The 12,523-nt window shown below is 65.1% G+C and carries 11 protein-coding genes; 2 read left to right on the top strand and 9 right to left on the bottom strand.

Annotated features, from left to right (window positions below; all coding sequences use genetic code 11):
* Positions 1-10: 10 nt before the first annotated feature.
* Genes V8V93_RS07130 through V8V93_RS07115 form a run of 4 tightly spaced genes read right to left on the bottom strand, consistent with a single transcriptional unit; the run spans position 11 to position 3,787 of the window.
* Positions 11-982 carry an alpha-ketoacid dehydrogenase subunit beta gene (locus V8V93_RS07130; RefSeq protein ID WP_338669673.1) on the bottom strand — a complete coding sequence of 324 codons (972 nt, stop codon included), beginning with the start codon at positions 980-982 and terminating at the stop codon, positions 11-13.
* A gap of 48 nt (positions 983-1,030) precedes the next feature.
* Positions 1,031-1,990 (bottom strand): thiamine pyrophosphate-dependent dehydrogenase E1 component subunit alpha, encoded by a 960-nt coding sequence (locus tag V8V93_RS07125; RefSeq protein ID WP_338669672.1) that lies wholly within the window; start codon positions 1,988-1,990, stop codon positions 1,031-1,033.
* Positions 1,991-2,008: 18 nt separating this feature from the next.
* On the bottom strand, positions 2,009-2,434 hold the full coding sequence (locus V8V93_RS07120; RefSeq protein ID WP_338669671.1) for a Lin0512 family protein: 426 nt from the start codon (positions 2,432-2,434) through the stop codon (positions 2,009-2,011).
* 9 nt (positions 2,435-2,443) lie between these two features.
* Positions 2,444-3,787: a dihydrolipoamide acetyltransferase family protein gene (locus V8V93_RS07115; protein ID WP_338669670.1), complete on the bottom strand. Its 1,344-nt coding sequence runs from the start codon at positions 3,785-3,787 to the stop codon at positions 2,444-2,446.
* Between the two features lie 320 nt (positions 3,788-4,107).
* On the opposite strand from V8V93_RS07115, the gene V8V93_RS07110 reads away from it, so the two are divergent.
* Positions 4,108-6,174, top strand: a complete 2,067-nt coding sequence (locus V8V93_RS07110) for a sigma-54-dependent Fis family transcriptional regulator (RefSeq protein ID WP_338669669.1) — start codon at positions 4,108-4,110, stop codon at positions 6,172-6,174.
* 135 nt (positions 6,175-6,309) lie between these two features.
* On the opposite strand, the gene V8V93_RS07105 is transcribed toward V8V93_RS07110, so the two are convergent.
* The 5 genes from V8V93_RS07105 to V8V93_RS07085 all read right to left on the bottom strand — a co-directional run bounded on the left by V8V93_RS07105 (position 6,310) and on the right by V8V93_RS07085 (position 11,989).
* Positions 6,310-7,110, bottom strand: a complete 801-nt coding sequence (locus tag V8V93_RS07105; RefSeq protein WP_338669668.1) for a dimethyl sulfoxide reductase anchor subunit family protein — start codon at positions 7,108-7,110, stop codon at positions 6,310-6,312.
* 2 nt (positions 7,111-7,112) lie between these two features.
* Positions 7,113-7,673, bottom strand: coding sequence for a 4Fe-4S dicluster domain-containing protein (locus tag V8V93_RS07100; protein ID WP_338670166.1), 561 nt, complete (start codon positions 7,671-7,673; stop codon positions 7,113-7,115).
* 10 nt (positions 7,674-7,683) lie between these two features.
* On the bottom strand, positions 7,684-9,930 hold the full coding sequence (locus V8V93_RS07095; protein WP_338669667.1) for a molybdopterin-dependent oxidoreductase: 2,247 nt from the start codon (positions 9,928-9,930) through the stop codon (positions 7,684-7,686).
* Positions 9,931-9,963: 33 nt separating this feature from the next.
* Positions 9,964-10,530 (bottom strand): TorD/DmsD family molecular chaperone, encoded by a 567-nt coding sequence (locus V8V93_RS07090; RefSeq protein WP_338669666.1) that lies wholly within the window; start codon positions 10,528-10,530, stop codon positions 9,964-9,966.
* Between the two features lie 124 nt (positions 10,531-10,654).
* On the bottom strand, positions 10,655-11,989 hold the full coding sequence (locus V8V93_RS07085) for a LuxR C-terminal-related transcriptional regulator (protein WP_338669665.1): 1,335 nt from the start codon (positions 11,987-11,989) through the stop codon (positions 10,655-10,657).
* A gap of 72 nt (positions 11,990-12,061) precedes the next feature.
* On the opposite strand from V8V93_RS07085, the gene V8V93_RS07080 reads away from it, so the two are divergent.
* On the top strand, positions 12,062-12,481 hold the full coding sequence (locus V8V93_RS07080; RefSeq protein WP_338669664.1) for a hypothetical protein: 420 nt from the start codon (positions 12,062-12,064) through the stop codon (positions 12,479-12,481).
* Positions 12,482-12,523 lie beyond the last annotated feature (42 nt).

The following is a 12,523-nucleotide window of genomic DNA, read 5'->3' as shown; positions in this document are numbered from 1 at the left end:
GGGTGTGGGATTAGCGAAGACTCTTGACGGCTTCGACGATGTTGTCCGCGTTGGGGATGTAGAACTGCTCCAGCGGCGGGGAGAACGGCACCGGGCAGAACGGCGCGCCGACCCGCCTCACGGGCGCATCCAGGTAATCAAGCGCCTCTTCGGCGACCATGGCCGCGATCTCGGCGCCGGGACCGGCGAACTGCACGGCCTCGTGGGCCACGACCAGGGCGTGGGTCTTCTTGACGGAATCCAGGATGATGTCCTTGTCCAGCGGCTGGAGGCAGCGCGGGTCCACGACCTCGGCGTCGATGCCGTCGGCCTTGAGGCGTTCGGCCGCTTCCAGGGCGGCGTAGACCATCTGGGAGGTGGCCACGATGGTCACGTCCGTGCCCTCGCGCTTGACCTCGCCCTTGCCGATCTCGATGGTGTAGCTCTCGTCCGGGACCTCGCCGGACACGCCGTAGAGCAGCTTGTGCTCCAGGAAGACCACCGGGTTCTCGTCGCGGATGGCGCTGATCAGCAATCCCTTGGCGTCATAGGGGGTGGAAGGGATGACCACCTTGAGGCCGGGGATGTTCATGAACCAGGACTCCAGGGACTGGGAGTGCTGGGCGGCGGCGCCGATGCCCGCGCCCTGAGGCATGCGCAGGGTCATGGGCACGGTGGCCTTGCCGCCGAACATGAAGCGCATCTTGGCGGCCTGGTTGAACAACTGGTCCATGGCCACGCCGATGAAGTCCACGAACATGAGTTCGGCCACGGGCCGCAGCCCGGCGGCGGCGGCGCCGGCGGCAGCGCCGACGATGGTGCTCTCGGTGATGGGGGTGTCCATGACCCGCGACTCGCCGAACTGATCGAACAGCCCCTGGGTCACGCCGAAACAACCACCGAACTGCCCCACGTCCTCGCCGAGAATGAAGACGTTCTCATCCCGCTCCATTTCGAGCTTCAATGCTTCATTGAGCGCCTGAAGATATGTTTTTTCGGACATTGTACTCTCCGTTGGATTTATATGGATTCGTGAAAGGTGAACCGCCGCTTAGGCGTATACGTCGTCCATGAGCGCGCTGGTCGAAGGCATCGGGCTTTCCTTGGCGAACGCCACGGCCTCGTCCACGTCCTTGGCAATGCTTGCCTTGATCTTGTCCACTTCCGCCTGGGTCAAGGTCTTGCTTTCAAGCAGCTTGGCCTCGAAGCGGGGGATCGGATCCTTGGCCATCCACTCTTCCAGCTCCTCAACGCAGCGATAGGTGCAGGCGTCGCCCTCGAAGTGGCCGCGCCAGCGGTAGGTCTTGCATTCGATGAGCGAGGGGCCCTCGCCCTTGCGGGCGCGCTTGACGGCCTCGGTGACGGCCTCGTACACGGCCAGCACGTCGTTGCCGTCGACCACCACGCCGGGCATGTCATAGGCGGCGGCGCGGTCGGCGATGTCGACCACGGCCATGGACTTGCACTGCGGGCAGGAGATGCCGTAGCCGTTGTTCTCGTTGACGAAGACCAGGGGCAGCTTCCAGGCGGAGGCCGCGTTCAGGGCCTCCTGGGTGGTGCCCTGGTTGGAGGCGCCGTCGCCGAAGAAGCAGACGGTTACGTCCTTGGCCTTCTTGTACTTCGTGGCCAGGGCCGCGCCCACGGCCAGGGGACCGCCGCCGCCCACGATGCCGTTGGCGCCGAGGATGCCGAGGTCGAAGTCCGCGATGTGCATGGAGCCGCCCTTGCCCTTGCAGTAGCCGGTGGAACGGCCGAAGATCTCGGCCATCATCAGCTTCAGGTCGCCGCCCTTGGCCAGCAGGTGGCCGTGGCCGCGGTGGGTAGAGGTGATGGTGTCGGCGTCGGTCAGCACCGAGCAGGCGCCGGTGGCTACGGCTTCCTCACCGAGGTAGAGGTGTACGAAGCCCGGAATCTCGCCCGCGGCGAAGAACTCCTGCAGTTTCTGCTCGAACAAGCGGATCTTGTTCATGGTTTCATACATGTGAATCAATGTCTTCTTGCTGAGAGCCATTGCTTTCTCTCCTGTAGGTTATTTGGCCTTGGCGGCGCATCCGCAGGCCTGTTTGTCCGATCCGCCCGACCCTTCGCCCAGGTCCGTCTCGATGGAGACGGTCAGGGCGGCGCAGGCCACGACGATGTTGCTCACGCCCGGAGCGAAGCAGGGGACCTCGATCCCCGGCACGCTCATGCCGCCGGAGGTCAGGGTCAGCGTCTTCTCCCCGATGGGAATGCAGGCGAGCACCGCATCGCGGTCCACGCCTTCCGGGTTCGGGACGGCCACGTCCGCATGGACGTGCACCCCCTGGAATTGATCACGGCCGCAAATCTCCACGATGCCGCACAGGCATATGCGGGACACGGCGTCGCGGACCGCCCGCACGGCGGCCTTGGTCATGTCCTCTCCGTGCAGGTCTGCGGCGTAGCCGAGTTCTATAGCAAACCGTTTCAGTGCCATGGGTGCCCCCTAGACGATCATCATGCCGGGATTCTCCAGCATGTCTCCCAACTCGCGCAGGAAGGCCATGGCCGGAGCACCGTCCGTGGTCATGTGGTTGAAGGTCAGGGACAGGGTCATCATCTGACGGACGGCGATCTCGCCGTTGTGCACGGCAGGCTTCTCGATGACCCGGCCGACGCCCAGGATGCCGGTTTCCGGCGGATTGATGATCGGCGTGAAGCCGTCCATGCCGAGCATGCTCACATTGCTGATGGTGAAGGTGCCGCCGGAGATCTCGTCCATGTTCAGGCCGCCTTTGCGCGCCCGTCCGGCCACGTCCCGCACCTGGGTCCTGAGTTCTTCCAGGCCGTAGGTGTCGGCTTCCTTGACGTTGGGCACGATAAGCCCGTTGTCGATGGACACGGCGATGCCGAGGTTGACGTGCGGGTGCAGATGGATGCCGTCGTCCTGCAGGGTGGAGTTCATGATCGGATGCCGCTTGAGGGCGCGGCACACGGCGTAGGAGATGATGTCGTTGTAAGACAGGCGGTACTCCTTGTCGCGCTTGTTGCGCTCAAGCAGCTGCTTGCGCAGATTGACCATCTCCGTCACGTCCAGTTCCACGAACACCGTCAACTGAGCGGCATTCTGCAAGCTGGCCTGCATATTGTCCGCGATGAGCTTACGCACGCCGTCCATGGGCACGATGGTGTCCTTGGCGGCCTGGGGCCCGGCGGCGGGCTGGGCCGCGGACGGATTCATGGCCCGCAGGATGTCCGCCTTGGTGATCTTGCCGTCTTCGCCCGTGCCCGTGACCTGGCTGAGGTCCACGCCCTGCTTGCGGGCGAACTCGATGGCCTTGGGGCTGGCGTTGATCCCGGCAAAGGCGGAGTCGGCCGCGGCCTGGACGTCCTTGGCGGTGATCTTGCCGTCCTTGCCGGTGCCGGTCACCGTGGACAGGTCCACGCCCAGTTCCTTGGCCAGCTTGCGCGCGGCAGGCATGGCCGGGACGAACTTGCCGTCCCCGGCGGGAGCGGCGGCCGGAGCCTGGGCGGCGGCAGGGGCTCCCTCGGCGGCGGGTTCGGCCGCGGGTTGGGCCGCGCCTGCGGAAGCCGACGTCTCGACGGCCTCGCCCGGTGCGGCAATGATGGCCAGAACGGCCTGAATCGGAGCCATGTCCCCCTCGGGGACGATGATTTTGGCCAGGACGCCGCTGGCGGGCGCCTCGACCGAGTTGGTGATCTTGTCGGTCTCGACTTCGAACAAGGGTTCGCCGGCTTCGACCGGATCCCCTTCGCCCTTGAGCCAGCGTGCGACCTTACCTTCCTTCATGGTCAGGCCCCACTTGGGCATAATCACATCATGAGCCATAACCAAGTCCTCCTGGTTTTTTTTGCGTACGTTCAGGAGGGGATTGCAACGGGGGTGCCAAGCGTTATAGTCATGTTATTTCAATAAGATAACTCGACATTATACTATATATACGGGCCAAGTGTTCGGTGCACGAACAACTGGCAACCATTCTCCTGCAAACTGCCCGACACTCCCCATCACACTGATATCAAATAATTATTCGAGTGTTCGTTACCTGTGACGCGTTCGAAAATGGAACACTTGACAGTTTTCTACCCTTGGAGGACAAAAACCATGCGGTCATAAAATGATTTCTGGTGTCAGTACGGAGGTAAGGCATGCACTTGCTCCTCAGAGATGGAAATGGATTTGAAATACGACGGGATCCGCAGCCTGATGGGCACGCGGCGCTCCCCATATCGCGCGTCCGCGAACAGCGGGACGTCAAAGTCAACTATTCGAGCTGGAAGCAATTCGTCGAGGGTAAGCGGCTGAAGACCAAAAACGTGGACCCGGCCCTGCTTGCCTCCTGGCAGCGTTGCAAGGACATGGCCGTGGACCCGGCCCCACGCAGTTGCTGGGATTTCCTGCCCATGAACCAGTTGGAACAGTTTACCACAACCCTGGAAAAGATCTGCGGCGAGATCGAATCAACGGCCTACGAGGTCATCAAGGGCAAGGGCCTGCTGATCTCCATCGCCAACGCCGACGCCCGCGTGGCCCGCACCTGCGGCGACCTGGACGTCCTGCACGAGGCGGATCGTCTGAACTTCGGCCCGGGCGCCAACTGGGCGGAATCCTGCGTGGGCACCAACGCCATCGGCACTGCCCTGGCCACGGGCCGCCCCATGCAGGTCTTCGCCTCGGAACACTACTGCGAGTCCCACCATAGCTGGAACTGCACCGCGGCGCCCATCCTGGACCCGCGCGGCAATGTCTGGGGCTGCTTCGACATCTCCGGGCCCACCTATTCCGATCACTCGGGGGCCATGGACGTGGTCCTGCACGCCGCGCGCGCCCTGGAGCAAAACCTGAGCCGCCTCTATTGTTCCGAGCTGGAAGGCCAGATGGCCTCCCTGTTCTCCTCCATGTTCAACTCGGTCATGACCGGCGTGCTGTTCCTGAACAAGTCGGGCCGGATCACCAGCGCCAACAATACCGCCGAGATGCTGCTCAGCAAATCCGGCGGGGCGCTGCGCGGGCGCAAGGCCGAGGAACTCTTCGACATGGGCCCCTACCTGGCCCAGGCCAAGAACGCCTCCCTGTGCGAGCCGGTCATCGTCAAGTGCCTGATCAACCCGAACCTGTACATCCGGGTCATGCCGACCTTCAGCGCCAGCGGCGCGTGGCTCGACACCATCGTCACGGTCAGCGAGACCCAGCGCTCCCGCCGGTTCGCGGCAGGCTCGCGGCCCTCGGCCCGCAAACAGCCCGAACAGGAAGAGGTCAAGGGATTCGAGCACGTGCTGCACGCGAGCCAGGCCATGCGCAAGGTCATCCGCCAGGCGGCCAACGCCGCCCGGACCCCGTCCACCATCCTGCTGACCGGCGAGTCCGGCACCGGCAAGGAACTCTTCGCCCGCGGCATCCACCAGGCCGGTCCCAGGGCCAAATCCCCGTTCGTGGCCGTGAACTGCGGCGCGTTCTCCGAGGAACTGGTCCAGAGCGAGTTGTTCGGCTACCGCGAGGGGGCCTTCACCGGCGCGGTCAAGCGCGGCCGGGTGGGCAAATTCCAGAAGGCGGACAAGGGTGTCCTCTTCCTGGACGAGATCTCCGAGATGCCCATGTCCCAGCAGGTCAACCTGCTCCGGGCGCTGGAGGAGCGGGCCGTGGTCCCGGTGGGCGGCACCAGCCCCCTGCCCGTGGACGTGAAGATCCTGGCGGCCACCAACAAGAACCTGCGCGAGCTGGTGGACCAGGGGCGCTTCCGCGAGGACCTCTACTACCGCCTGAACGTGGTGACCATCGCCATCCCGCCGCTTCGGGAGCGCGGCAACGACGTCTCCCTGCTGGCCGAATACCACCTCAAGCGGCTGTGCACCTCGTTCGGCATCGACTGCCCGGAGATCGACGCGGAGACCAGGGACCTGCTCAAGGCCCACGAATGGCCCGGCAACGTCCGCGAGCTGATCAACTGCCTGGAATACGCGGCCAACAACCTGTCCGGTGACCTGCTCCTGCCGGAGCACCTGCCCCACTATCTCCTGGAGCGGACCAGCGGCCAAATCGTGGGCGCGGCGAGCCACTCCCGCGACAAGGGGTTCCTGCTCAAGCAGCGCGAGGCCAACGCCATCCGCGAAGCCCTGGACTTCCATGAGGGCAACATCAGCAAGACGGCCAAGGCGCTCGGCATCGGGCGCAACACCCTGTACGCCAAGATGGACCGTTACAACATCCAGGCCTGATTTCCTCCTCCGACCAAGCAATTCGAAGCCCCGCGGCGATGTCTCGCTGCGGGGCTTTCTTATGCCGGGGAATAGGAGGCTTCGCCCGGACGGGGGGCGGGCGGGACGGGAGGGTCCCGCCCGGTATGGAGGTGGCTAGTACAGGCCGCCCATGTTGGCGGCGGTGTGGATCGTGTCGGCGAAGAATCCGGCGCGTCCGGCCAGCTCGCCCATCAGGGCGAGCACGGGCAGCCAGGCCGGGATGGTCCTGGTCTTCCAGACCACGCCCAGACAGCCGAGCAGGACGAGCACGTGCGCCCAGTAGAAGGCCGAACCGAGCCAGGCTTGGCCGGTCATGCGCATGACCGTGCCGCCGGACAGCCATATCCACGGGGCGGCCAGGTTCAGGACCAGGCCGACCACCAGAGCCGTGGTGAAGATGCGGGCCATGAGCGGCGCGCGGCCGCCGCCCGCGAACCAACTGCCGAACCCCGCACCGAGGATCACGGCCGAGGTCAGGAAGAAGGCGAACGGCAGTCCGTTGTCCAGGGCGGGCAGGGCCGGGGGCGCATAGGTCATGCCCGCGGACACGATGACGCCCAGACCGAGCAGGGTGCCGAGCCAGGCCAGAGCGGGCTTGCCCGTGATCCCGGCTACGAGCACGGCCAGCACGGTCACGCCGGTGAACATCCCGGCGAACAGGACCTCGCGGCTAAGCCAGGCCGTGCCCAGGTGGTTGAGCGCCGTGGGCGCGGACAGGGGGTGCCCCAGGTGGAACAGGGAGCCGAGCATGCCGAACACCATGAGCCCGGCGATGAGCCCCCATTCGCGGCGGGCGCCGTGGTCTTCGGCGCCGGCCCCGTCGGCCGTGGTGCGCACCGCGCGCATCACGGTCACGCCGATGGCCGCCTGGGAGAATACGGTGAATACAACAAGCGGGAGTTCCATGGACTGCATGCCTACCTCCTGACCATCTTCGGGGTTTTGGGCAGGACGAACCGGGTGGACGGATTGAGCTCCTCCATCCGGGGATAGCCCGCCGGGTACTGGACCTCGTTGGTCCGCTCGAACTCGGCCAGGTCGATGAGCTGCAGGGCGTCCGTGGGACAGGCCTGCACGCAGGCGGGGTTGAGCCCCGCATCCAGCCGTTCATGACACAGGCTGCACTTCTCGGCCCGCTTCTCCACCGGGTTGTACTTGGGCGCGCCGTAGGGGCAGGAGCGGATACAGTTGCCGCAGCCGATGCACTTCTCCTGATGGTGGACGACCACGCCGTCCTCCTCCCGCTTGGTGTACGCCTCCACCGGGCAGACGTTCAGGCAGGCCGGGTTTTCGCAGTGGTTGCAGGCAAGCGACAGGAAGGCCCGCTCGCGATGGGGATAGATCTCCTCGCTCAACGGGTAGACCTGGCGCCAGACCACGCCCTCCACCTGATGATAGTAGTTGCGGCAGGCCATGGCGCAGGTGAAGCAGCCTATGCACCGCTCGGTATCGACCAGAAACGCGTATTGCTTTTTCATCATTGTCCTCCTAGGCCCGCTCGACGTTGGCGAACTGGTCGTGGATGGCCACGCCCGGAGCCCCGGCCTTGAACGCGCCCATGTCGGCGGATTCGTCGTCCACCAGGTTCTGGACGTTGTAGGCGTTGCCCCGTCCGAACCACGCCTCGTACATGAGCAGGCAGTCCTCGGCCACGTTGTCGGTCAGCTTGACCCGGGCCTTCTGCTCGCCCACCTTGTTGAAGACCCGGACCATGTCCAGGTCGCCGATGCCCTTCTCGGCCGCGGCCTTGGGGTGCATGTAGATGTACGGCTCCTTGTCGTACTCGTGCATCCAGTCCAGGTTCACGAACTGGGAGTGGAGCCCGAACTTGGTGTGCGGGGTGAGCAGGCGGAACTTGTCGTAGCGTTCGCGGCCGGCCTTGAACTCGGGCAGCGCCTTGTGGCCGTTCTGCGCGCACAGCTCGGACTTGAACTCGTACTTGCCCGACGGGGTGGCGAATTTGTGATCGCTCCACGCCGCAGAGGACTTCAGCCGGGCCTTGGCCGGGCCGTTGCGCAGGTCGGTCCAGTCGTTTATGGCGAACATGTCGTAGATGGACTGGTTGAATTCCTTCTCCATCCATTCCTTGGTATCGATTTCCTGGGGAAAGGTGCAGGAGCCGGGGGCCAGTTCGTTCATCTTTTTGGACAGGGCCGCCGCTATTTCGATGTTCGACTTGGTCTCGAACATGGGCTTGATGGCCTGCTCGTTGACCGACAGCCAGTAATGCCAATACGAAACGTTGACCGTCCACTCCTCGAACAGGGTGGTCACCGGCAGGACGATGTCGGAGTTGGCCACGGTCTCGTTGAAGAACTGGTCAACGGTGACGACCATCTCCAGCTTGTCGAAGGCCTTTTCCAGCTTGGGCCGGTCGAAGTCCTGGGCGAACGGGTTCTTGCAGGAGACCCAGAGCATGCGGATGTCCGGGTCCGTGGTGTCCAGGATGGCCTGGGCGGTCTTGTTGATGTTCACCGTGCGGTCGGTGTAGCTCGCGCCCGAGCCGCTGGTGAAGTCGAACTCGCCCTTGGCCGCGCCGCCCACGAATCCCTTGGACCCCTCGGGCTGCTTCTGGATCAGGGCGTGGTAGTTGAAGCCCCAGGTCTGGAGATGGCCGTAGCGCGCGCCGCCTCCTTCCTTGCCCACGTTGCCGGTCATGGCCACCAGCGCGTCGATGGAGCGCACGGACGCCCCGCCGTTGGTGTGGCGCTGCATACCGTAGCCTATCCAGATGGTCGCCGGGTCGGCGGTGGCGAACTCCTCGGCCACTTCCATGATGTCCTTTACCGGGATGCCGGACTGCTCGGCGGCCCACTCGACCGTCACGTTGTTGCGCAGGTAGTCGGCGAATTCGTCGAACCCGAGGCCGTAATTGCGGACAAAGTCCTCGTCCACCAGCCCCTTGTCCAGGATGTGCCGGGCCATGCCCAGGGCGAGCGCCCCGTCCGAGGCGGTCTTGGGCTGCCAGTAGACGTCGCCCTTGGCCGCGGTCTGGGTGAAGACCGGGTCCACGACCACGACCTTGGCCCCGCGCCGCTTGGCTTCCATGATGTATTTCATGGAGTGGACCGAGCACCAGGCCGGGTTCGCGCCCCAGACGATGACGTACTTGGCCTTGACCATGTCCTCGGGGTCGTTGCACCACATGTTGCCCATGTCGTAGTTCTGGGCGTCGATGCCCGCGGGCCAACACGGGGTGCCGACGAAGCGGGTGGTGTAGCCCAGCGAGGACATCATCCCTTCCACGCCGTAGTTGGTGATGCCGAAGTTTCCGGAATACTTGGTCATGCCCAGGCCGAGCAGGCTGCCGTCCTCCTCCTTGAGCTTGAGCATCTTCTTGGCGATCATGTCCAGGGCCTCGTCCCAGGAAACACGCCGCCACTTGCCGGACCGGCGGCCGTCCTGGACCATGGGGTACTTGACCCGGTCCGGGCTGTAGGGCCGCCGGGTATAGGCGTACCCTTTCACGCACAGGCCGCCGTCCGTGAAGGTGGACTCGGGCGCGCCCTCGATGAACCGGACGACCCCGTCCCGGACGTAGGTCTTGATGCTGCAGGTGTCGTAGCAATTGCGGGGGCAGGCGTTGCGGAAGGTCTGGTAGTCGCCTTCGCTGAACACGGCCGCCTCGGCCTTGCCCGGCACCAGCAAGGAGCACGGCAACATGGCCGCCGCGCCCGCGGCGGCGGCCCCTTGCAGAAAGCGCCGTCTGCTGAACGTACATTTTTTCGCTGTCATATGATCCTCCTCCAGATCACGTTGAAAGTTTGCCTATGCCTGTCCGGCCCCTGCCGCGGGCCGGGTGGCTTCAAGCCAGTTTTCGAGCGCGTCCACGGCCATCCGCACCGGCGCGCTCACATCCGGCTGCGCCTTCACGGCCTCGACAAAGGCCGGGACCCAGCCGGGCAGGTGCTCACCCAGGAGCCACTCCCGGACCTCGGCCGTGACGGCGTCGCCGCCCGCTCCTTCTTCCGGGTCCGGCATTGCCGCCGCCAGGTCCAGTTCGAAGGCCAGGTGGTCGTCCGGGGTCTGCCCCTGGTCCGGGACCATCAGCCCCAGAGCGCGGTAGGCATCGCGCACGGCCAGGGTCGGCTCGCCCATGAGCGCCGGTTCGGTCTGGTAGGCCGAGGCGAACGGCGGGGCCGGAACGGCCATGGGCCCGACAAAGAGCCGGTTGAAGTCGTACTCCGCGCCGGTCCAGTCGATGTCCCGGCCGAGGGTCAAATGAAAGTGATCGGAAACGGCGGCCGAGGCGCGCTTCAGGTCCGCCGCGTCGCGGGACGCGAAGAAATCCCGAAGGGCCCGGGCCCCGTCACGGGTGTGTGCGTGGTCCGCCATGATTTCCCTCCAGTGAACAACATACCAATTTCATGCTTAAGCACTATGATAATCTCGCCGGAGGGCGACAGACGGGAAAGTGGGGATAGAATGGGTAGGTCAGTCTACCCATTTAATACTCGGATCAGGCGGTCAGTCCCAGGGTCTTGAGGTGGGCGTACAGGCTGACGCTCTTGCCGTGCAGGCCGAGCTTGCGGCGGATGTTCTTGCGGTGGGTCTGGACCGTCTCCACCGAGATGTTCAGGGACTCGGCGATCTCCTTGGAGGGGTGCCCGGCCTGGATGAACTGGGCCACGCGGGTCTCCATGTGGGTCAGCTTGAGCAATAGCGGGTCCGAGCCCCCGCTGCCGGGCGCCAGCCGCGCCAACTGATCCTTGGCCACGGTCAGGTAGCCCCGGCGGATGGCCGCGTCGTCCTCGTTCTCGATCCGCTCCAGGGCGGGCAGGACCAGGTTGTTGACCTTGGCCGAGACCTCGCCCAGGAGCTGCTCCCGCTCGCGGTCGATGGATTGCAGCACGTTGCGCAGGGTGATGTTCATCTCCTCCAGCTGCTCTTTTTCGCGGCGCAGGGCCTCGGTGCGCTCGGAGACCACCCGCTCCAGCGTCTCGCGCTGCACGGCCTGGGCCGTGATGTTGGTCAGCATGATCATGTATTCGTCGCTGGCCATGGATACGCTGCCGATGGAGTTGATCTGCATGCGGTAGACCACGGCCTCGTCAAAGGGGCTCAACTCGCAGGACATGCCCACCGGATAGTACTTGAGCAGGTCCTCCAGGGACTGCCCTTCCACGGACAGGACGTCCCAGACCGACGCGCCGATGACGTCCGCCCGGTCCAGCACGGCCAGAACCGCCCGGTTGGCCTGGATCACCCGGCCGTCGCCGCCGACCACAAGGATCAGATCGGACGAGGCGTCCAGGATGTTCTCGTAGCGGCACTTCTCCAAGGTCAGCAGCCGGTTGGCCTCATCAAGCCGCTGGGCGGCCAGGTCCGGCAGGATGCGCGTCCAGTCGCGCACGAACAGGACCTCCAGGGCGTCGCCGTAGAGCCTGACGTGGCGGCGCGCCTGGACCTTGCTCTCGAACGACCCCTCCATCCTTTCGATCACGTCCACCAGGCTGTGGATGAAGGTTATGAAACAGCCGAGATACATGTCGGCGGTGATCCCGCGCATGCGGTGCCGCCGGGCGGACTCTATCTGCGGACGGCCCCACTCCCCTTCGTCGCGGATCAACCAAGGGAAATCCGGGTTGGGCAGCCCCATGTCCCGATGCATGCGCATGGGCGCGAGGAAGTCGCCGAGCGCCTGGAGGCAGTCGGCGCGCTTGGCCGTGGTGTGTTCCAGGTAGCCCGCCTGCTCCATGCGCACGGACCAGCGTTCGAGGAAGTAGTCCTCCTCCCGCTCCATGGCCAGGAGCATGTCCCAATGGTGCCGCTGTTCGCCGGACCGGTTCTTCATCGCGCCTCCCGCGTATATACCCAATGGATACCCATGCCTTGCAATATACCGGACCGGGCGTATGATCAAGCCATGAGAAATCGACACTCCCTCCCCTCCCTGACCGCGGCCTGCGCCGCCTTGATCATCGTCTGGGCCGCGCTTCTGTCCGCTCCCGCCCTCGCGGACCAGACCCGGTCGGCCGTGCCCGGCGGCGAGGTCCACCTGGCCGGGCCGTTCAAGGCCGGTCAGCCCGTGAAAGCGGTCTTCGACCTCAAGGGATACGCGCTCCCGGCCGGGGCCTACACGGCCGTCAACGTGGAGTTCCCGGTCCGGCCCGAGGGCGCCAAGCCCAAGGTCAGGCCCGGCTATCCCGAGACGGTCATGACCTTTGCCGAGCCCGGGACCTACCGCGTGCTCATCCTGCTCAACCAGATCAGCAAGGGCAGTTGCGGCGGGGTCAGCGCCAAGCCGCTCATCGAGGCGACCCTGGACATTGAGATCACGCCATAGGCGGACCGGCGCTCCCGGCCCATTCCGCCCCCCGGAAGGACA

The sequence above is a fragment of the Pseudodesulfovibrio sp. 5S69 genome (assembly GCF_037094465.1).
Taxonomy (GTDB): Bacteria; Desulfobacterota; Desulfovibrionia; order Desulfovibrionales; family Desulfovibrionaceae; genus Pseudodesulfovibrio; species Pseudodesulfovibrio methanolicus.
Note: the sequence above shows the minus strand (reverse complement) of the source record. Positions and strands in the feature narration are given on the sequence as shown.